24 protein-coding genes are annotated in these 18,590 nt (G+C 64.9%); 1 reads left to right on the forward strand and 23 read right to left on the reverse strand.

The annotated features are described in order from the left end of the window. Positions 1-48 precede the first annotated feature (48 nt). On the forward strand, positions 49-513 hold the full coding sequence (locus QMX81_RS05290) for a hypothetical protein (protein ID WP_282259376.1): 465 nt from the start codon (positions 49-51) through the stop codon (positions 511-513). Here the strand turns inward: QMX81_RS05290 and QMX81_RS05295 are convergent. The 23 genes from QMX81_RS05295 to QMX81_RS05405 all read right to left on the reverse strand — a co-directional run. Continuing rightward, on the reverse strand, positions 500-1,204 hold the full coding sequence (locus tag QMX81_RS05295) for a hypothetical protein (RefSeq protein ID WP_282259378.1): 705 nt from the start codon (positions 1,202-1,204) through the stop codon (positions 500-502). The two genes, QMX81_RS05290 and QMX81_RS05295, sit on opposite strands and share 14 nt — an antisense overlap. Further along, positions 1,204-1,488, reverse strand: coding sequence for a hypothetical protein (locus tag QMX81_RS05300; RefSeq protein WP_282259379.1), 285 nt, complete (start codon positions 1,486-1,488; stop codon positions 1,204-1,206). The genes QMX81_RS05295 and QMX81_RS05300 overlap by 1 nt, the downstream gene beginning before the upstream one ends. Beyond that, on the reverse strand, positions 1,488-5,090 hold the full coding sequence (locus tag QMX81_RS05305; protein WP_282259381.1) for a phage tail protein: 3,603 nt from the start codon (positions 5,088-5,090) through the stop codon (positions 1,488-1,490). The genes QMX81_RS05300 and QMX81_RS05305 overlap by 1 nt, the downstream gene beginning before the upstream one ends. Next, positions 5,087-5,671 carry a tail assembly protein gene (locus tag QMX81_RS05310; protein ID WP_282259383.1) on the reverse strand — a complete coding sequence of 195 codons (585 nt, stop codon included), beginning with the start codon at positions 5,669-5,671 and terminating at the stop codon, positions 5,087-5,089. The genes QMX81_RS05305 and QMX81_RS05310 overlap by 4 nt, the downstream gene beginning before the upstream one ends. Continuing rightward, complete coding sequence (locus tag QMX81_RS05315; protein WP_282259385.1) at positions 5,664-6,404, reverse strand: C40 family peptidase; 741 nt, start codon at positions 6,402-6,404, stop codon at positions 5,664-5,666. Before QMX81_RS05315 ends, QMX81_RS05310 begins: the two co-directional genes overlap by 8 nt. A gap of 68 nt (positions 6,405-6,472) precedes the next feature. Further along, a complete protein-coding gene (locus QMX81_RS05320; protein ID WP_282259387.1) occupies positions 6,473-7,165 on the reverse strand; it encodes a phage minor tail protein L in 693 nt (230 codons plus the stop codon). Continuing rightward, complete coding sequence (locus QMX81_RS05325) at positions 7,162-8,325, reverse strand: hypothetical protein (protein WP_282259389.1); 1,164 nt, start codon at positions 8,323-8,325, stop codon at positions 7,162-7,164. The genes QMX81_RS05320 and QMX81_RS05325 overlap by 4 nt, the downstream gene beginning before the upstream one ends. A 9-nt stretch (positions 8,326-8,334) precedes the next feature. Then, positions 8,335-8,667 (reverse strand): phage tail protein, encoded by a 333-nt coding sequence (locus tag QMX81_RS05330; protein ID WP_282259391.1) that lies wholly within the window; start codon positions 8,665-8,667, stop codon positions 8,335-8,337. Then, positions 8,664-11,975, reverse strand: coding sequence for a phage tail tape measure protein (locus QMX81_RS05335; protein WP_282259392.1), 3,312 nt, complete (start codon positions 11,973-11,975; stop codon positions 8,664-8,666). Before QMX81_RS05335 ends, QMX81_RS05330 begins: the two co-directional genes overlap by 4 nt. 2 nt (positions 11,976-11,977) lie before the next feature. After that, entirely contained in the window at positions 11,978-12,295 is a 318-nt protein-coding gene (locus QMX81_RS05340; RefSeq protein WP_121042032.1) for a hypothetical protein, read from the reverse strand. Positions 12,296-12,323: 28 nt separating this feature from the next. Beyond that, positions 12,324-12,716: a hypothetical protein gene (locus QMX81_RS05345; RefSeq protein WP_282259393.1), complete on the reverse strand. Its 393-nt coding sequence runs from the start codon at positions 12,714-12,716 to the stop codon at positions 12,324-12,326. A gap of 96 nt (positions 12,717-12,812) precedes the next feature. Then, complete coding sequence (locus QMX81_RS05350) at positions 12,813-13,280, reverse strand: hypothetical protein (RefSeq protein ID WP_282259394.1); 468 nt, start codon at positions 13,278-13,280, stop codon at positions 12,813-12,815. Positions 13,281-13,396: 116 nt separating this feature from the next. Next, positions 13,397-13,747 carry a hypothetical protein gene (locus QMX81_RS05355; RefSeq protein ID WP_282259395.1) on the reverse strand — a complete coding sequence of 117 codons (351 nt, stop codon included), beginning with the start codon at positions 13,745-13,747 and terminating at the stop codon, positions 13,397-13,399. A 41-nt stretch (positions 13,748-13,788) separates the two neighbouring features. Further along, entirely contained in the window at positions 13,789-14,031 is a 243-nt protein-coding gene (locus QMX81_RS05360) for a hypothetical protein (protein ID WP_282259396.1), read from the reverse strand. Positions 14,032-14,040: 9 nt separating this feature from the next. After that, positions 14,041-14,445: a phage tail terminator-like protein gene (locus QMX81_RS05365; RefSeq protein ID WP_282259397.1), complete on the reverse strand. Its 405-nt coding sequence runs from the start codon at positions 14,443-14,445 to the stop codon at positions 14,041-14,043. Next, positions 14,442-14,867, reverse strand: coding sequence for a hypothetical protein (locus QMX81_RS05370; protein WP_282259398.1), 426 nt, complete (start codon positions 14,865-14,867; stop codon positions 14,442-14,444). Before QMX81_RS05370 ends, QMX81_RS05365 begins: the two co-directional genes overlap by 4 nt. Next, positions 14,848-15,939 (reverse strand): phage minor head protein, encoded by a 1,092-nt coding sequence (locus QMX81_RS05375; RefSeq protein ID WP_282259400.1) that lies wholly within the window; start codon positions 15,937-15,939, stop codon positions 14,848-14,850. Before QMX81_RS05375 ends, QMX81_RS05370 begins: the two co-directional genes overlap by 20 nt. Then, a complete protein-coding gene (locus QMX81_RS05380; protein WP_282259401.1) occupies positions 15,939-16,295 on the reverse strand; it encodes a hypothetical protein in 357 nt (118 codons plus the stop codon). The genes QMX81_RS05375 and QMX81_RS05380 overlap by 1 nt, the downstream gene beginning before the upstream one ends. Beyond that, the gene (locus QMX81_RS05385; protein WP_282259403.1) at positions 16,292-16,807 is read right to left on the reverse strand and encodes a DnaT-like ssDNA-binding protein; all 516 of its coding nucleotides are present in this window, start codon (positions 16,805-16,807) and stop codon (positions 16,292-16,294) included. The genes QMX81_RS05380 and QMX81_RS05385 overlap by 4 nt, the downstream gene beginning before the upstream one ends. A 1-nt stretch (position 16,808) precedes the next feature. Then, entirely contained in the window at positions 16,809-16,934 is a 126-nt protein-coding gene (locus QMX81_RS05390; RefSeq protein ID WP_282259405.1) for a hypothetical protein, read from the reverse strand. Beyond that, entirely contained in the window at positions 16,931-17,278 is a 348-nt protein-coding gene (locus QMX81_RS05395) for a hypothetical protein (RefSeq protein WP_282259407.1), read from the reverse strand. The genes QMX81_RS05390 and QMX81_RS05395 overlap by 4 nt, the downstream gene beginning before the upstream one ends. A 45-nt stretch (positions 17,279-17,323) precedes the next feature. Further along, the gene (locus tag QMX81_RS05400) at positions 17,324-18,256 is read right to left on the reverse strand and encodes a major capsid family protein (RefSeq protein ID WP_282259409.1); all 933 of its coding nucleotides are present in this window, start codon (positions 18,254-18,256) and stop codon (positions 17,324-17,326) included. A gap of 12 nt (positions 18,257-18,268) precedes the next feature. Continuing rightward, positions 18,269-18,590, reverse strand: a 322-nt coding sequence (locus QMX81_RS05405) for a hypothetical protein (RefSeq protein WP_282259411.1), incomplete at its 5' end; no start/stop codon positions are given.

Genomic DNA, 18,590 nt, shown 5'->3' on the forward strand with positions numbered 1-18,590 from the left:
TCTATGCGGCTACGCTGGTGTTGTTCAAAACAACACATGGAGAGCGTTATGCGCGCAGTGCTGATCACCACCCTACTCGCCGTTGTTGCCGCCGGTAGTGCTTCTGCCTCAGATCTTGACGGCAACGACGGCCGCACCACGCACCTGTACCAAGAGCGGTCTAACCCCGGCGAGTCCATGGATGAGTTCGTGGCGCGCATCAGCACGCAAGCAATTGCGGTGACCGATAAGCGGCGCGTCTCCCTCTGCGGCGTCATCGGCCAGAACAGCGATAGCTACAGCATCCGCATCGGGACCAGCAACACCTGGAAGCGCTGCGAGATCGACCTCGGCGATACCGGCGATGGCTTCACGTCCACGGGCGTGACATTCCACACGCATACGAGTGACGAGGACAGCGTGCGCGGGTTCTCGGCTCAGGAGTTCAACCGCCCGCGAGGCTACATTGCCTATGGCAAGGTGGTGCGATACCAGGAAGGGCGCACTAAAGACCGACCCGTCAAAACCCGGTAACGTCGAGCGCGAGGAAGGCGGCCACGCCGCTCGCGATGAGGCCTATGTCGGGTGGTGCTCCAGGTGACGAGGTCACCGCATGCACCATTATGCTGTCGGACTGAAACAGCCCGTTGGGGATACGGGCTGCAGCCACGTAGGTGTACTGATCGACGATGGCCGGTTGCGTCTCCGGCTGATTCTGCCACTGCCGTGACTGCTGCGACGCCGCGCCAGCGAATGCGATCGCGTACTTGCGAGACGGATCCAGCTGCACCATACCGCCGCCTCCGATGATCTGGCCGGCAACCCGCATCCACTTCATTCCAGAGTCGAAAACCAGACGGTTGTCGCTCTGCCGCCACACTTTCAGGCCGCGCGTGCTGGGCGCGATGAAGGCCGGCAGGCTGAATATGTACCAGTCAAACGCGACGGGCCCGCCAGCAGTTCGGATCAGAAACGAATACGTGCTCCCGCTGATGCTGACGCCCACGATACCGATGTACTTCGATGAATCGTGGGTGCGCAGTGCCAGCTGCGGGATGGCCGCAGATGGAAGTGTCAGCGTGAGGGTGTAAAGCCCATAAGCAACCTCAGGGTTTGCGCTACTCGTCTGAGCGGAGCCGGATGAATAGAGAGATAGGTTCTCGTAGCTCTGATCGATCGTGAGAACGCTACCGCCGTTGGTCCACACCTTCAGTCCAGTCGCCATTACCAGAGCCCGTAGTAAATCGTGCAGGGTGTCCGGGTATTCTCCATGAAGTTCCAGGACAGGCGCGTGTGGCCAGCGTTGATCGAGATGTTCGGCACACCGCGGGTCGGCTGTGCCGAGTTGTTCGAAGCGATGAAGAAGAAGATCTGGTTTCCCTGCGACGGGACATCAACGTACCCGTCTTGGTTGCCCGTCTGCACTGACCCCACCAGGCGCGTGATGCGCGTGGTGACATCGAACTTCAACGATCCGTCGTCATTCCAGACCTTTAGCCCGGTGGCCATCAGATGTTGTCTCCCAAGGCTACAAGGGGATTCCCGTTCGGAGCTCGCACGAAGATGTTCTGGTCGTTGATCGATAGAGCACCACCACCGACTGGGCCATTCATGGCGAGCGACCCGTTCTTGTCCAGCTTCCAGCGCGGCAGGCCTCCCGCGCCCACGGCGTTCGACTGAATGACGTCGCCGATCATGGCGTTCTGGATCCAGCCGGTGCCGATCAGCGCCTGGCTGATGAAGGTCTGGCCGCCTTGGATCACGAACGGCGATGTCACCTGGCCGTTGACCACGTTGATCACCGCGAAGCGGTCGGCTTGCATCAAGATCTGGCTCTGGTAGCTGCCGTCGGGCTGCTGCTCGACACCAACGCCCATGCCGGCCATGTAGATCTGGCCCGCGCTGGTGATTTGGGCTCGAATGGAATACGTGGCGCTGACCTTTCCGTTTAGGGTTACGACGGACTGGTTCACTGCCTGTACCGTCGCGTTCGTGCCGGCCAACCCTGCATTGGTGGTGTCGATCCTGCTGCCCAGGGAGCTATCTGCGGTCGCGCGTGCCAGCGACTCTGACTGAACTGCCGCATTCGCTTGGCCGAGTCCGACCTCTACCTGGTCCGTCCGGAGCGCTTGCGCCAGATCCGCGTTGGCGCTCACGCTCTGGATGGTGACTGTCCCCGCGTAAACGCTGGTATCCCCTGCTCCCCAGCTCGCATCGCCAGCGCCCTTCGGCGAGATCTGCGCCGTGATGCCAGTGATCAGCTGCCCCTGCGCCGTGACCCGGCCATCGACCACGCCGATGTTCTGCGTGTTCTGGTTGATCTGGCTGACCATGGCGCCATAACCAGCGGTGGCTGCACCCACGTCCTGCCAGCTGGTGCCCGGCGGCTGCTGGTTGCCCGGCGTGCCACTGACCCAGCTGTAGGTCCGGCCGCCGAACACAACCGTCTGCCCCTGGGCATAGGTGCCATCCTGGCTCCACACCAGTGGCAACAGCGGCTGAAGGCTGTCGATCGATTCGATCTTCGACAGCAGCTCCTGCCCCAACGCGCTCTCGCTGATGCGGCCGGAGAAGTACTCGTCGTACTTGCTCTGATCGGTGCTGGCTTCGCCAATGACCCCGGTTTCTGCGGGATACCAGGGACCGATGTTCCCGCTGCGGTCGACCAACCGGCCCCAGAAGTAGAACCGGGCCCCAGCGGCCAGTCCGTTGATCTGGTGCCGGGCCTGCGGATAGGCGAAGTCGCCCAGCTTGATCGCCGCGGCACGGTTCGGCGAAGGCCCGTACCAGATCTCGGTGCGCTGAGTATCGGTGGCGCCGTTCGGGAATCCCCACGCCAGCCCGATCGAGTACACGTCGCTGGACGTCGTCAGGGACGTCAGGGACGGCGGCGGCTCCGTCTTGCCGGTGATGGCCGTGAGAGCACTCATCGTCGGCTGCGAGACCGCGTTTAGGGCGTTCACCGCGCGGACCCGGGCGAGGTAGTTACCGGAGTAGATCCCGCGCACCTCGATGCTCGCCGTGGATACGCGCCCTGCCCTGACCCAGCTCATGTCGTCCCGGCGCCACTCGACGTCATAGGCGATGGCCTTGTCGGCTGCGTCCCAAGCGATCGTCAGGACATGCGTGGCGATGCCCTGGTCGATGACCGAGTGCGATGACAGCTGCACGTTGGTCGGCGCAGGCTGGACGCTGGGCGGGATGATGCTGATGGGCGGCAACTCCAGGCGGGTGCCGTCATCGATCGCTGCGTACTTGCCCGGCACGTGCTTCAGCGCGGTCACCCGGTAGGTGATGCCCTGCTCTTCCGTGATCGGATTCTCCACCACGGACAGGACACGGAACTGCTGCAGCGCAAGCTCGGTGCTTTCCAGCGACCAGACGGACTGCGCCACCGGGACTGCCGACCACGGCGCGGTGACCTTGACCGCGTTACCAGTGATCGACTGCACCGTGCGGGCCTGCGTCCTGCCCGTGGGCAGGGTCGCGCGCAGCGTGTCGCCAGGCGCGATCACTTCGGGCAGCTTGTCCAGTACCAAGGTATCAGCCGTAGCGCTCTTGATGCGACCACTGTTGCGGCGCCCTGCGCGCGCCGGATCCGCGACCTGGATCACGTCGCCGGGGAGGCAGTTGAGCACATCCAGCCCGACGCCAAAGCTGACCGTCTCGGTCTCGAGGTTCTCGGTGTAGAGGATATGGTTGCCGATCCGCTGCGCCTGCGATCGCGAATGGCATCCGACTGCGGTCACCTCTGTCTGCTGGATGCCGTATCGCTGCACGCCCTGCTGGTACTGCACCGGCTCCACCTTCTGCCGGCCGAAGTCGTCAGGGTCAGTCCACGATACTAGGGCGACCGTGTGACGCGTCTTGCGGCCGCTGCCTTCGTAAGTGAAGCGCCCGCCTATTACGTTCGCCTGCGAGTAGGTGAATACCGGATCCGCCGGCATATCTGCTGAAGCCATCACCTGGCCGGCAGCATAGAAGCTGATGCCGCGGAAGATGGACGCCATGTCCTGCAGCACGCGATAGGCGTCAGCGCGGGTCTGCATGTACAGGCTGCAGGTGAACCGGGGCTCCATGTTGCCCTGGCCGTCGCTTACGAGCTGATCGCAGTACTGGGCGATCTGGTACAGACGCCACTTATCTACCCAGTCCAGAGGGATGCGGTGCCCGAGGGCAAACCGGTCATTGCTGACCATGTCGAAGAAGCCCCACGCCGGGTTGTTGGTCCAGCCAGTCTTGAAGGTCCCGTCCCATACACCGCTGTAGGAGCGTGTCATCGGGTCGTAATTGTTCGGGATGCGGACGATGCGCCCCCAAGTTCGATATGACCGTGTCGGGATGTTCTGGAACTGGCTGGCATCGACCTCCACCGCAGCGAGTGCGCAGTTGGGATAGCGCAGCTTCGCGTCGATGACCTCGGTCATGGACAGCACATTCACGGTGTCCGAAATGGTGGAACTGTTCGCGTTCGGAGTCAGGCGGCGGATGCGTACCTGCCACTGCGTGCCGGTCGGCAGGTCGATGCGGTGGCTGCGCTCGTACTGGGTCGTGGTCTTGTCGGTGAATGCGCTGGTCAGGACAGTCGCGTACGGCCCGCCGTTGGTCGAAAGGTCGATGGCGTAGCTGATGCTGTAGCCGATGGTATCGCCGTTGCTGGTGTCTACCTTCTGCAGCGCAGGGACAGCGAGCCGGACGCGCACGGCCGAGAGATCGGCACCGGTGGCGGTGCGCACAACCGGGCTGTCGCTGCGCAGCTCGACGTTCACCGCGATCTCGTTCTCGACCGAGGGGAAGCCTGCGATGTGCGTCTGGTCCTGCGTGCCAGAGCGGGTTTCCACCCTCACGCCCTGGAAGTTGAGTGTGCCGTCGGCGTTCTGGATCGGCACCTGGTCGAGATAGATCGACTGGTTGCCGGCGACCAGGCCGCGTAGCTCGCCCTCGGCGATGAGGTCCAAGATGCGCGCGCGCGCGATCGAGCGCAGGCTGTCCTGCGTCTCCACGGGCGTCCGGGCATTGCTGCCGCCCTTCTTCGCGCCTACCAGCTCTCGACAGGCAGTGGCCAGCGCCAACTCTTTCCCGGGCGCGCGCAATACAACGGGCAGGTTCATTGCTGGTCCTCTGCGAGAATGCCGCCGCTGATGACGGCAGAGCCGACGAACATCCCCTTGGTGTCGTGGCCACCGAATGCATATGGCACAGGGTTGCCCTGGGCCTGCGTATTAACCGTGCCGTTCATGCTGTAGCTCGGCGCATTCTCCGCGCTGTCCTTTGCCCCCAGGCCCTTGGGTTGCGGCGACAACATCTGCACGACGCCTCCGATCACCATACTCACGCCCAAATTGATCGCCGGCTGGAAGCCGAAGTAGGCGCCTACCACGATCAGCACCGCGCCAATGATGGTCTGGAGGATGCCGCCGCGCTTCGAGCCGACCAGCACCGGGGCAATGCGGATATCGTCGCGACCGGGCGGGTCATCGATCTGGTCGTGCCGCAGGTTCTGCTTGCCCAGGAACACCGCGAACTCCATTCCCTTGGACTTCGCGTCGCGCATGAACTCGCGGAAGCCGGGGATCATCATGCTGAGGGCATGGGCGGCCTCGCGCGGGCTGTTCACGGCCAGCTTGAACTCCCGGCCGAAGCGCGCCCCCAGGACGCCGTAAAGCCGGACAGTGCGGACGCGGTCAGTCATGGCGGGCCTCCCTGTGGCGGACGATGTAACAGGTGCGCTCCGCCCACATGCCGCCATAGGGCACGCGCTCGGACAGCCGGCCGTGCAGGTGGTGCAGCATCTGGCCGTCGCCCAGGTAGACGCCGGCGTGGTTTGGCACCGGCGAACGGATCTGCATCAGGATCATGTCGCCGTGCTGCAGCTCTCCGGCGATGGGCTGGAACCCCTCGGCCTGCAGGCGGTCCATGCTGTAGAGCTCCTGCCCCTTCTCCCACCAGTCGTCCTCGCGGTGGTACTGGCTCAGGGCAATCCCCAGCTCGCGCGCGTAGAAGTCCCGCACAAGGCTGTAGCAGTCCAGCACGCCATGGGCGAACTCGCGGCCGATCAGCGGCGCCTCGTACCCGCAGGGGTCGATGGTCTGGAGGTCGACGCACTCCGCCGGCTCACCGGTGACCTGGCCAACGCTGACGATGTGCCACCGCAGGCCACTGGCTTCGCACATGACGCGGTCGGCGTCCGACGGCGTGGCCGCGGCGTTGGGGTGGCTGTGCACGACCGCCAGCAGCTCGCCTTGATCCTCGGCATCGGCAAAGTCCTCGGCCGGCAACCGGAAGTGCTCGCTGGGCGTCTCGGCGGTGTTGCGGCACGGAACGTACTGCTCGCCGGCGGCGGTGGCCACCACCAGCCCGCAGCACTCGCGCGGGTACTCGGCCACGGCGTGCGCCTGGATAGCCTGAAGAGTCGTCTGTTCCATTGCCTCGCCCATAGAAAAGGCCCGCACTGGGCGGGCCGGGTGGTGATCTGTGTTGCGGTGCCGCGCTGTCAGGTGCGCAGCAGACCGGCGGCCGGGAACCCGCCATATGGCAGCGGATTGGTCTCCCCGAAGCGCCTTTTGCAGCTGCGGACCAGACCAGCACAGACGTCCTGTGCCGGGTCGGCAACCGGGTTGTCGTTGATATCGAAGTACGCCGACCCGTTGTAGGTGCAGTACGGCCCCCGGTAACCGCCACGGATCAGCCAGCCACAGAGGGTGAGTATCTGGCGCCCCGGAAGCTGCTCGCCGTTGAGGTCGATCGCGGTCGTCAGCTCGAACTCGACCGTTTCGAAGTCCTCCGAGACCTTTCGCTCGATGAACCAGATCTCGTCCAGGAAGTGTTCGTTGGGGTCGGCGGTCGGATTGCCGTCAGGGAAGTTCGCCGCGTCCAGGTACTTCACCAGCGTCTGCCGGCGGATGATGCGCGCCCCGACCATGTCGTCGAACATCAGGCACAGCGCCCCGATGCGGCCATCAATGTTGCTCACGCGCAGGCGTGGATTCGGCGGCTGGTCGCTGGTGCGCTCGAAGCCGGTGGCCTCAATCGGCCAGGCACCATACTCCTGCCCCTGCCACCAGATCACCCCGGTCTGCAGGTGCTGGTGGAAGAACAGCTGGTCAGCCCCGAAGCTGCTGGCATCGAGCTCGTAGACCGTCACTCGGCCGCCGGGCTCCAGCTGCTGGGCATCGGCAGTGATCACGTTGCCGACTCCAGTGCATCAATGCGAGCCACAGCGGCTGCCAAGCCGGCCACGGCGTCCGCCAGAGCGGCTTCGAGGTCGCGGATGCGCTTGGACTTCTGCTGATGCGAACGGACGGTCAACGCCAGAATCTGCATCAGGTCAACGTTTCGCGGAATGGTATAGGGCACTTCCTCAAACACCTTATGAAGTTCCTTGCGAACCTCGATAAACTGCTGCCGCACAGTTTCGACGCTGCGAACATACTGTGGGCTATCTGGGTCGAACTCTTCGACCGGGGTAAGCACTTCCATCTCCACATCGCGCCAAACGAGGTGTTCCACATCCACTTCGCGTTCGACTTCGATCTGCGCGGTAGTACTGACTTCCTCGTCCGATGCGCTGGGGTGCACGTCCGCTACGTTTTCGGCAAGGAAGCCAACGCATCGCTTCTGGATGTCTACGAACTCAGGCCGGTAGTTGTATTCAATGACAACCATGCGATCAAGCTCACTGTCCGCATCGCCTGTATATCCCTCGATGTTGTCCTTGACGTCGGCGGACGATATCGGACTGAAAGACGCAGCAGTCGCAGCACCTGCCCGGGTCACATTGAACACGTTACCGTTCGTGTTGTTCCAGACGCTGTACACCGTACCGTTCACGTACTGCGACCAAGACTGCGCGAAGTCGATACGGTCATTCATCGTGAAGCCGCAGCCCGCGCCGTTGGAGGTGACACCGTTGGAGTTCGAAGTAATTGCACTTCCCGCCGTCATGATGCTCCCGGCGGTCACTGCGTTGCTCGATGAAACCGCTCCCGCGGCGCTTACCGTACCGCTGTAAGTGGCGGCGGCCACTTCAAAGCGATACTCCCCGGTGTTAATCGCGCGGAAAACGATCTGACGCGCGGTTGGACCCGCGCCGTTCAGCAGTGATATGTCCATGCGACGTACTTCGCCACCGGCGCCTTGCTCTAGCAAGCTGTAAGCACGAGACGTGTCGTTGTTTGAACTCGCGGGTGCCGACACAGCCAGGACGCCGGCGACGGTGCCGCCTGTTTTGGGGAAAGCACCAGTGGCGAGCGGATACAGCTCGGCCGTCATGGCGTTTACCTTATTGAACGCCGTCGGCGCGGGATCCCCGATGGGCGGGTCGGTGTTGATTACTAGGCGTGCCATGGAGGTTCCTTACGGCTGGAAGGTCTGTTCGAAAGTGGCTGTGACGGTGTGCACCAGGCCATTGGGGAACGGCTCGGTGTGGGTGTCGCAGTAGTAGAGGGCGGTGCCGCGCGGGCCTGTCCAGAAGAAGGACAGGCCGACATGGGCATCCAGGAAGGCGATGATCGAATCGATCTGCGCCTTGGAGCCGGTGAAGGTCAGCTGATACGTGCGCGAGCGGGCGTTGAGGCCATCCGGCGATGACTGCGCGTACCCGTCGCCAAAGCGAGCGCGGCGAACAGCGGCGTTGGCCGTACCTCCACCACCCTGGCTCGTTGGCGTCCAGATAAAGGTGTCGGTCATGCCCGCGCCCCCATCTGGTGCAGGATGCCGCCGGGGCGCATCTGCTGGACCAGTACCTCTCGCGCCTTGCTCTCCATCATCTTGCCCAGCTGCTGCGCGGCTTGATTCGGATCGCCAGCAGTCTGCGTCTCGGCACTGCCGCTCTGATCGATGCTGATGTTGAGGATCACCTGCACATTCCCGCCGGCACCGCTGGAATTGCCCGAGGCCGCCGCGGGGATGACCTTGCCGTCATTGCCGGGGATCAGGTACGTGCGACCACGGCCATCGTTGAACAGCTCCGGCTTGCCGCCCTCGCCGACCTCGTAGAGGCTGCTGCCGCTGACCGGTCCGCCACGGGCGCGGCCACCACCGAAGTTGACGCCCTCGTTGAGCCACCCGGTGTTATTGCCAAAGCTCTGCGCCGAGTAGGTCGACGACGCTGCGGAGCCGCCGCCGCCCCAGGCACTGGAGATGGCGTTGAAGATTCCGACCGCTGCCTGCTTCGTGGCGATGCGGGCCAGGTCGGCGATGATCGAGTTGGCCAGCGAGGTGAACGACAGCTTCCCGGTCTGTGCGAACCGCACCAGCGCATCCTCCATCCCGCTGAGGCTGCTGGACAACAAGCTGCCGGCCTGATCCGAGGCGTTGCCGGCCGCCGACACGTAGTCCGCCCAGACGCGATTTACCCCGGTGCGCCAGTCGCCGAGCATTGCGGCCCGGCGTTCCTGATAGGTCCTCTCGATGTCCAGCGAGCGCTGCAGGCTGGCCTCCAGCATTGTGACCTGCCCCTGGTACTCGGCCTGGCTGAGCGCGGTGTTCTTGTCGCGCTGCGCCTTCTCCAGCTTCTCCCGCTCTTGCAGGTACTGCCGCTGGATCTCCAGTTGGCGCCGCAGCATCTCCGAGGCATCCGCACCCTGCCCGATGCCCAGGAGGTCTGCGTCAGCCTGCTGGCTGCGCAGCTTCTCTACCTGCGTCAAGCGCTCGGTCAGCGCGATGTTGGCGGCCATGTCCTTCCGGCGCTGCTGCTCCTTGACCGCAGCCTCGTCGCTCGCCTGCAGCTGCGGGATCACCGCTTCCAGCAGACGGCGGGTCGCCGCGGTCATGTTGTTGGTCTTGTCGGCCAGCATCTGGCGCGCCTGGATCACCATGCGATCGCTGGCCGTGACCTTGTCGCCGCTCTCGGCCAGCTGCTGGTTGGCGGTGATCTGCCGCTCGATGTTGGCGATGAAGGTCTGCACCGAGTTGTCATCGGCGTTCTTCTTGCCCACGCCGTCGCGCTTGTTGAACTGCTTGTCGATGTCCGCATTCGACCGGGCAATTAGCCGCTGCATGGACCCGTCGAAGTGCCGGCTGTCGTTGTCGGCGAGCTTGTTGTACGTCTCGATGATCTTGTTGCGCGCCAGCAGCTTGGATGCCTCTCGGTCCATCTCAGCCAGACGCCCCTTCAGCGCCTCGTCGGCAGCGGTGCGCTCCCGCGCCATCTCTCGCTCGGTGGCCACCACATCCTTGTCGTGCTGGCGGATCTGCCCGAGGATCTTGGCGCCGTCGTCCAGCTCCTGCTTCCACTGGCTGAGCTGCTCGATGCGCTTCTGCATCTCCTGCACGCCTGCATTGCCTCGGCTGGCATCGCCAGGAATGGGGCTGCGCTGCAGGGTCTGGAAGAACGCCAGATCATCCTTCAGGCGGCCGATCTGGCTATCGAGGTCGTTGCGGCCGATGGACTTGATCTCCTCCATGGTGCCCCGGAAGGCGGCCAGTGCGCCCTTCCACGCCCGCTCCACCACACCGGCGCTCTCGGCCATGGTCTGGGCACGCTCGCTCATCACCTGGTCGAACTGCTCCAGAGCGGACTGGGTGGCGGCGTAATCACCGCGCTGCTCGCGCACAGCCTCGATGTGTCGATAGATCTCCGGGGTCAGGAAGTTGTAGCGGTCGTTCAACTTCACCAGCGCGTCGGCGCCGCCCGTGGCCAGCGCCTCGATCTCGTTCACCGTGCTGCTGATGGAGCTGCCGGTGAGCGTGGACAGGTTCACCGCCGAGGACGCGATCAGCTCCAGCGCCTGGCCACTGGCTCGGCCTTCGGACACCAGCATGCTGATCGCTGCGGCGGCGTCCTTGTAGTTGCCGGTGGCGCTGCCCAGTTCGGACCGCATGTTCATCAGCTTGTCGGTCGTGAAGCCGCTGGCGTTGCCGGTGGCAGTCACGATTCCCTCCAGCTGCCGCATCTCCATGTAGCCCTTGGCAGCGACCACAGCGACGCCAGCGATGGCTGCGACCGTCCCGCCTACGGCGAGGCCGGTCAGGGTGAAGGCGCTGCTGAGCGCCCCCGTGCGAGCCGTGAGTGAGGTGATCGACGACTGCGCCTGGCCGATATCGCCGGTGGCCAGCGACCTGATCAGCGACACCAATGACTGCTGCGTCTCCACGGATCGAAGGTTCAGCTGCCCGAGCTGGCCCGACAGCGTGCCGGTGCCCTGTGCTGCAGCAAGGGTCTTGGTGCGGGTGGCCTCCAGCTGCGCCTGATACTGCTGGAACACCTGCGGCTTGATCAGCCCAAGGTCGCGGGCCTTGGCCAGTCGGTCTTCCATGTCCGCGAGGCGGTTCAACCCGGCCACCGTCGGGTCGATCTGGCCCAGCAGCTTCTTCAGGTTGAGCTCCTGCGCCTGCGTGGCACGGGCGGCGTCCTTGGCCTGATTGGTGGCACGGGCTTCGGCCTCCTGCAGGCCCTTCGCACGCGCGGCCAGGCGCTCCTGCTCCGTGCCCATACGTGCCGTCACAGCAGCGCGGGAGTCATACGCCGAGGTCGCCTCGCGTGCCGCCTCCGCCAACGCACGATCGGACAGGTTGGCGCCTCGCGTGGATTCGGCATACGCAACGGCCTCACGGGCAACCGACCGGTACCGCGCCTCCTGCGCCGCAAGGTCCGTCTCCAGACGCTGGCTTGCCGTGGCCGTGGAGGTGACGGCAGCTGCCGCCTGCTGGCCGGCCGATTCATAGGCCTTCAGCGCCGAGGCAGTGCCGGTCAACCTGGTGTCCAGGCCACCCAGTGCCGCCAGCACCTCGCTCTGCGTCCTGTTGAGCGTCTGCAGCTCAGCAATGACGCTGCCGGTGCCCACGCCGATCCGGTCCAGCGCGCCGCCGAGACGGTCGCCCAGCGCCTTCGAGGACTGGTCCACCGTCCGCGACATCGACTGGTATTCCTTCTCCAGCCGTGCAGCGGCATTGCCGGTCTTCTCGGCCGCCGCAGCGTTGTCGTCCAGGGCCTTGGTGCCCTCGACCAGCCCGCTGCTGTCGACCTTGTAACCGAGCTCGGCAATATCAGCCATGTTCAACGACTCCCGTTGTTCTGTGATTCGAGTGCGCGGGCCCGGGCCGCGTCCTGGTCCTCTCGCACCGCGCGGAGGTACTGGTCATCCATCGCCATCAGCATTTCCACCTCCTGCGGAAGGAGGTCGACCATCACCAGTCGCTGCCATTCGCCGACGTCAGCAAACGTCAACGCTTCCGGGCCAGAGCGGCGTCGCGCTGAGAGAGCCCAGAACCAGTCCCAGACGTGGGCCCCTTCCATGGGCACCTCCACGTCGGGGGATTTCTCACCGAAGCGCTCGTTGCGCTGCCGGCGTGTTTCACCGTTCTCGTCCGCCATGTCATAGCGGACGGTCTGGTATGTGGTTTCAGCCAGCCTGCTCTTCAGGCTCGCGAAAGAACTCGGCGCGCTCGCCCAGCTCCTGATCGATCTGGTCCTGGATCCACGGCAGGCGCTGGATCACCTTGCGCAGGTTGGTGTCGGTGAACTCAGGCTTCTCGCCCTCGAAGGTGGCGTCGCCCTTCCATTCCCAGCCGCCGATGCTGGCGACCAGCATCGACAGGCGGCTCTCCTCGATCTTCTCGGCGGTCACCTTGCCCTTGCCCTGCAGGCGGTCATTCAATGCCTTGCGAGCTGCCTCCCGGACCTTCGAGTGGGTTTCCGGCAGGAGGGTGAGGCGGAGCCCGGTGGCGGTGCCGTTCACCGGGTGGTTGATGTCGATGACGCGCTCGGCGGCAACGATGGTGCTCAGGTCGTTCATGTCGTGATCCTTTGGTGCGATCCGAAAAGGAACCGGCGGGGAAGCTGTCGGATCAGGCAGCCTTTCAGGCGCGCGCCCTACCCCGCCGGTGTTCGGTTACGGGGTGACCGGGGCGGCCACCTCGATGGGCACCTGGTTCAGGCCCAGCACGTAGGTGTTGAGGACAAAGTCCTCGTTGCGGCCGCCCGGAGAGTTGGGGCCGGCCACCAGTCCGCGCAGGTACTCGATGGAGCCATCAGCGCGCTCCACCTTGAATGCGTAGGCATCAGCGACATTGGGCGCGCCGGCAGCGCGCATGGCGATCTGGCCAGGGTCGGTCAGGTCCTGCGCGACTTCCACCGGCGGATCACCGGCGTTGGTGATGCCCTTGCCCTTGAGGGCAACCACGGTGTCCCAGGTGTCGTAGGTGACGATGTTGGTGTTGATGCCGCGCTCCCCCACGCTGCCGACCTTCTTCACCTGCACGTAAGCCAGTGCGGCGAACTCGGTCTCGGTCAGGTCTGCGTTCTTCGGGGTGACGCAGATGTAGAGCTTGGAACCTGCGTTGGTCTTTGCTTCGGCCATGGCCGTATCTCCTCGCGATGGGCGTAAAAAAACCCGCCACGGGGCGGGGTCTTGGGGAACGAAAAAGGCCCGCTGGTCGGCGGGCCCTTCACTTCAATCAAATCAATTCAGATGCCTTACTTCACAGAAAGGGAAATCTCTCCGTTCCAGACGTCATAGTCCTTTGCACTTGCGATAAACGTCAGTACGAGCCCGTTTCGGATCCCGTCGAGACCTTGCAGGCTGAAAAGATGCCCTCGTCCCGGTTGGATCACTTCGATCAAGTGGCCATTGGTCTGGACTGTAAATTCGACAGGAACCGTGGTGTGCTTGCCGTCAACCACGGTGATGACGGAACCCTCTGCGCCATCAAAGTCTTCCCACACCTTGCCACCAATGCTCGAATCGTATTCCAAACGAATAATGATCTCAGCCTCATCTCCCAAGCCGCGGCCGCTGCGATCGCCAGAGAAAACAAGCATGCCCATAACTACTCCTGACCCTTTCCTTGTGGAAGGGCATAGTAGATTCACTTTGGTGCTGGGGACAACTTCGCAGCCACCAACTTCAGCGCTTGGTCGCGGGTAAACCCTGCCTCAACATAGGCCAAGTACTCGTCCCGCACGAACCGAGCCTGCTCCCGGTTGAACGCATCCAGCAGCGTGCGGTTCCGCCGCATCCGATCGACCGCCTCTCGCAGCTCCGCCAGCTCGCCCTCGGTGGGCGGCGCGTCGCTTCGGACCAGGTGCAGGTTGGGCGGCTTGGGGCTCATGGCCGGATTCTACCCCGACACGAACCCCTGCCACCTGATGGTCACCGGGTGCATGATCCGTTCCGGGTCTTGGATCAGGGCGGAGGTCCACGGCTTCCGGTAGACCCGCATCCCAGCGAAGGTCGTGCCCTTGGCGAAGGCCGCGATGATCTGGTCGGTGATGCGCGTGCCCACCATGATCCCTTGCCCCGGCCGATAGCATGCCGAGAGCTGCCCGAAACCCTGTTTCAGCGACGGGCCGTCATCGGCCAGGCCGTAGTTCTGCGTCTCGTTCTGGAACCACTGCAGCTCCAGCCATGCACCGGTGGCCGGTGGCTTGAATCCCAGCGCCGGGTAGGAGCAAGGCAGGTTCTGGGCCGCAGCGAAGGCGCCCACCAGCCCGGCGAAGGCGTCATAGATCTCCGTGTCGCTCATTTGATCCTGTCCCCTACCGACTTGGTCACGCTGTCCACGATGAAGATCCAGTTCTGGGTTGCCGATCGCATGAAACCCTTGCCGGGCTGTGCGTAGACCCGGCCCAGGCTGTCCTCGCCGTAAAAGCCGTGCTCCATGCGCAGAGCGTAGGCAGCGGTCCAACCGGCCCACACCGTCTGCCCCAGCTCAACCGCGGCGAAGACCAGACTCGGGGCCCCGCCGGCGCCATCGGGCGGGCCCTCGGTCGAGGCCACCGCTGAGTTTCGGAGGAACGAGGTGTCGACCGGCATCTTGCCGCCCTCGCCCTCCGGGGTGTTCGCCTCCTCCATCACCTGCTGGGCCGACTCGCGGAAGATGGCCAGCTGGCGCAGCTTTGCCTTCTCGGCAAAGGCCTTCACCTGCTCACCGAACTTTTTGGCCACGCAACACCTCCGCGGTCATGTCGATCCGGTACTGCTTTGTGCAGCGGCAGCCAACAACCTCCTCCGCCCCGGCTCCCAAGCTGGTGTCGCCCGGGTAGTTCAACAGCGCACCGCTCGGCGTTTGGAAAGGCTCGCCGAACATGCGCTTCTGGCCGTTCATTGCTCGATGGCTGTGCCGGGTCCGACGATCATTGGTGTCCGACCAGGTGCACTCCACGTTCTCCGGCGCCAACTTGCCGGCCTCGATCTGCTGTCGGTAGGCCTCTTCCCTGCCCGCGTTGAGCGAGGCGATGGACTCGGTCCTGGCGATCATCTCGCCGCGCAGCGCCAGCAGGCGGTCTGCGTAGCGTCCGGCGATCTTGTCGATGTCCACCTGCGACACCGGCTTGCCGGCGGCGATGGCGCGCTTGACGATGCCGTCCAGGCGCTTGTCCCGCCGCCGCCGATCGAAGTACGCCGCCATCGCCCTTGGGTCGCCGCTGGCCAGCTGTGCGCGCATGTTGGTCACGTACTGGCTCTGCTGCGACGTGAGGCCGACGACACCACCTGAGCGCCGCCCCGTCTCGCCCACCCGGCCAACGATATCCAGCGCGGTCTGGCGTGGGTTGCGGCCGGCGATCATCCCCTGCTGCAGCACACCCCGGATCACCTGGCGCTGGCTCTCGATGATCTCGGTGACCAGGCGAGACGAGTTGTTGGCCAGCCACCGCTCCGCCGCCGGATTGCGCAAGTCAAAACTGGCGCGCAGCACCGGCGATGGCGATCGCGGCCGGTAGCTCCCGGTGATGATCGGATCCAGCGACAGCCGCACCGGCGGGATTTCCTGGACGCCGGCCCCAGCACCAGCGATGAATGCAGAGCGCACCGCCTCGGCCAGAGGTGAGAACCGTGCGGCATCCATGCCCAGCGCCGTCAGCACCTGTTCCACGCGACCAGCGCGCAGCAGCTCGGCAACAGCCTGCACCGCGGCGTCATTGCGCGCGGCGACGATGGCCTGCACGAACGCCTTTCGCAGCTCCGGCTCCAAGCGGCGAGCCAGCAGTTCCAGTTCTCGGGAGGTCAGCTTGGCCATCAGCGTCGGGCGTGGAACTCGTAGAGCAGGACCTGGCCACCCGGCGACAGCGGCTGCAGGTCAATGAAATGGAAAGGCTCGCCGCCCAGCAGGATCCGGTCATCCATGGTCGGCGCGATATCGATCGCGGTGGAGATCAGGCCGAGCTTGTCGCCCTGCTGCACCAGCGTGGTGTCTCGGTTGGTGAGGCTGTAGTCCAGCTCCACCGCTTTGCAGTCGTGCTGCGTCGGCGTGCCCGGCTGCGGGTTGTGCGGCGGCCCGGTGGGCGCGCCGTCTCGTTCCAACTGCGTGGCATAGCCGTAGCGATCAATCAGCCGCGTGGCCGTGGCCTGCATGCGGTCATAGAACGCGCTCATACGACCCGCACCGCTGGGCCGACTGCCGGCGTCCGCAGTAGCGGCGCCAGGATCTCGTCGATCGCGGAAATGATCGGACGGTTTGGGGTCGCGCTGCTGGCGTTGGAGCCGTCGGCATAGTTGACCTCGATCGGGCCCACCTTCTCCTTGGTGACCTGCTCCACCGCGACGAAGTCCGGCGAGAGGCTGCCGGGGCTGGCCAGCTCTCGCAAGGCCGCCTCGTAGGTTGCGCGCTCGACCTCGTCCGGGATCTCATCCGGCTGGATCTGGTCACCGTCGTAATCGACGGCACCGATGCGGGGCCATTCGTTCGGCTGGCCCCGCCCGGCAGTGCGCACGCCGGGGAACATCGACGACCAGCGGCCGGAGGCAAGAAGCACCCGGTACCGCCCGTCGATGTAGTCCGTGGCGCGGACGAGCGCGCCGGTGCGGGCTTCTTCCGATCCCGCTGCCCAGGCGGCGTTGCCGCGCGCCTGGTGGTAACTGTCCGCGTCTTCCGGCGTGCCGTACATGTCAGCCCTCGCCGAAACCGTCGTTGTGGATGACCTCGGCCGCGACCGCGGCAGCCTCGCCCACGGCGGACGAGGGCTCTTCTCGCATTTCGCGCAAGTAGCTGCGGCTCTCGTCGAAGACGCTCACGACTGCGCCTCGCCGCCCGGGTTGCCGGTGCCGGCCGCAGCCTTCTCGGCATCAGCGATGGCCGCCTGCAGCTTCGGCACACCCCAGTTGCCCTTCGCGTCGATGCCCAGCTCCTTGGCGCGCGTGATCAGTGCGTCCTTGTCGGCACCGCCCTCGCCGCCCGTGTTGCCGGTGCCGGCATCGTCGCCACCGGCGGCCGTCAGGATCTTGGCATTGAGCCAGCCCTGCACCACGGTGTTCTTCTTGATCTGGTCCCAGCCGGGGACAACGGTCGGCTCACCCTTCGGGAGGATGGTGCCGTCCGGAAGGCCGAGGGGACCGGTGTGGTTGTTCGTGATCTTCATGCTTTGCTCCAGTGAGGCCCCGGCACTTCGCCGGGGCCGTGGTGATCAGATGCCGTCGAGGTAGACGACTTCCTTCGGCAGGCGAACGTCCAGGCCGCCCAGGCGCATCACGCCAGGGATGTCCCAGCGCAGCGGGCCGCTCTGCCAGGCCGGCAGGAAGCGGTGCGGCATCGGCATGTGCAGCTTCAGCACCTGCGGATCGTTGCGGTAGGCCACCAAGCGGGTAATGCCACCCACGCCAGCCGTGTCCAGACCACGCACACCACGCACCGTCAGCGGCTGACCGGTCTGCACGGTGTAGACGTTGTTGGCCAAGAACCACTGCAGAACGGTCATATCGCTCTGATCGCTCATCTTGCGGGTGGCGATCAGCAGGTACTTCGTCCACGGCAGGAGCAGCGTGTTGGCGATGGAGGCCGTGTTGGTGCCGTTGAACACGTTGAGCAGCGCCTGGTTCAGCGTCGCCACGATCAGCTGGGTATCGGTGGTGGCGTCCCAGCCGCCGGTCGGAGCAGCGACCGGGGTCACTCCAGCGGCGTTGAAGAGGCCGGTGAAGCCCTTGCTGGCATCACCCAGCAATGCAACTCGATCAACCATCTCTTCGGACGCACGGCGTGCAGCTGCAGCGTCTTCGGTGGACAGGTTGATGCCCAGCATCTGGGCCCGGCCGACCTCTTCCCAGCCATAGCCGTAACCGATGCCGGCGGTGTAAACCGGGGTCTCGAACTTCGAACGGGTGGTGCCGGCCTTCGGGATGTCATCGGCGTTGCCGTTGATCCAGTCTGCCTTGCCGAACTGGTCGCCCGAGAAGTAGGTCACCGAGGTGGCGAACTCGCTGCCCGACGTGTCCACCGGCACCAAGGTGCGGTACTGAATGTCGGGGTAAACGGTGCGGTAGACGCCCGGCTCGATGATCGAGGCCTGGGCGATCACGAAGCCCAGTGCGGCCTGGGCGTCGATGAGGGGGATTGCGCTCATGTGGTTGGCTCCTTAGCCGAGACGGACGACGGCCAGCTGGCCGGCGGCGGTGGTGCTGGTGTCCCAGCTGGCACCGGGAATTGCGGTGTTCCCGGTGGAAACGTTGGTGTAGGCGCCGGCGGCGGTCAGGTAGACCGGATCGCGAGCGGCCACCGCCACCGATGCGACGACCCAGATGTCGCCCTTGGTACGGATGCGCGCCGACTCGCCGACGCCGAACGCATCGATCGCGCGGCCGGTGACCTGGCCGGCAGCAACCGTCAGGCCGGAGGCCGAGCGGTCGAGCAGCGCGATGCCGACATACTTGCCGCCCGCGAAGGCCTTCGCGGCCTTT

This window comes from Stenotrophomonas sp. PS02301 (assembly GCF_029959485.1).
Classification (GTDB): Bacteria; Pseudomonadota; Gammaproteobacteria; order Xanthomonadales; family Xanthomonadaceae; genus Stenotrophomonas; species Stenotrophomonas maltophilia_Z.

What these genes read in the sequence shown, in the direction of transcription:
- QMX81_RS05360 (WP_282259396.1), bottom strand. Translation starts at nt 14,031, where the DNA reads ATGAGCCCCAAGCCGCCCAACCTGCACCTGGTCCGAAGCGACGCGCCG.
- QMX81_RS05300 (WP_282259379.1), bottom strand. Translation starts at nt 1,488, where the DNA reads ATGGCCACCGGGCTAAAGGTCTGGAATGACGACGGATCGTTGAAGTTC.
- QMX81_RS05375 (WP_282259400.1), bottom strand. Translation starts at nt 15,939, where the DNA reads ATGGCCAAGCTGACCTCCCGAGAACTGGAACTGCTGGCTCGCCGCTTG.
- QMX81_RS05315 (WP_282259385.1), bottom strand. Translation starts at nt 6,404, where the DNA reads ATGGAACAGACGACTCTTCAGGCTATCCAGGCGCACGCCGTGGCCGAG.
- QMX81_RS05380 (WP_282259401.1), bottom strand. Translation starts at nt 16,295, where the DNA reads ATGAGCGCGTTCTATGACCGCATGCAGGCCACGGCCACGCGGCTGATT.
- QMX81_RS05335 (WP_282259392.1), bottom strand. Translation starts at nt 11,975, where the DNA reads ATGGCTGATATTGCCGAGCTCGGTTACAAGGTCGACAGCAGCGGGCTG.
- QMX81_RS05325 (WP_282259389.1), bottom strand. Translation starts at nt 8,325, where the DNA reads ATGGCACGCCTAGTAATCAACACCGACCCGCCCATCGGGGATCCCGCG.
- QMX81_RS05395 (WP_282259407.1), bottom strand. Translation starts at nt 17,278, where the DNA reads ATGAAGATCACGAACAACCACACCGGTCCCCTCGGCCTTCCGGACGGC.
- QMX81_RS05400 (WP_282259409.1), bottom strand. Translation starts at nt 18,256, where the DNA reads ATGAGCGCAATCCCCCTCATCGACGCCCAGGCCGCACTGGGCTTCGTG.
- QMX81_RS05305 (WP_282259381.1), bottom strand. Translation starts at nt 5,090, where the DNA reads ATGAACCTGCCCGTTGTATTGCGCGCGCCCGGGAAAGAGTTGGCGCTG.
- QMX81_RS05330 (WP_282259391.1), bottom strand. Translation starts at nt 8,667, where the DNA reads ATGACCGACACCTTTATCTGGACGCCAACGAGCCAGGGTGGTGGAGGT.
- QMX81_RS05385 (WP_282259403.1), bottom strand. Translation starts at nt 16,807, where the DNA reads ATGTACGGCACGCCGGAAGACGCGGACAGTTACCACCAGGCGCGCGGC.
- QMX81_RS05290 (WP_282259376.1), top strand. Translation starts at nt 49, where the DNA reads ATGCGCGCAGTGCTGATCACCACCCTACTCGCCGTTGTTGCCGCCGGT.
- QMX81_RS05295 (WP_282259378.1), bottom strand. Translation starts at nt 1,204, where the DNA reads ATGGCGACTGGACTGAAGGTGTGGACCAACGGCGGTAGCGTTCTCACG.
- QMX81_RS05345 (WP_282259393.1), bottom strand. Translation starts at nt 12,716, where the DNA reads ATGAACGACCTGAGCACCATCGTTGCCGCCGAGCGCGTCATCGACATC.
- QMX81_RS05365 (WP_282259397.1), bottom strand. Translation starts at nt 14,445, where the DNA reads ATGAGCGACACGGAGATCTATGACGCCTTCGCCGGGCTGGTGGGCGCC.
- QMX81_RS05340 (WP_121042032.1), bottom strand. Translation starts at nt 12,295, where the DNA reads ATGGCGGACGAGAACGGTGAAACACGCCGGCAGCGCAACGAGCGCTTC.
- QMX81_RS05310 (WP_282259383.1), bottom strand. Translation starts at nt 5,671, where the DNA reads ATGACTGACCGCGTCCGCACTGTCCGGCTTTACGGCGTCCTGGGGGCG.
- QMX81_RS05350 (WP_282259394.1), bottom strand. Translation starts at nt 13,280, where the DNA reads ATGGCCGAAGCAAAGACCAACGCAGGTTCCAAGCTCTACATCTGCGTC.
- QMX81_RS05355 (WP_282259395.1), bottom strand. Translation starts at nt 13,747, where the DNA reads ATGGGCATGCTTGTTTTCTCTGGCGATCGCAGCGGCCGCGGCTTGGGA.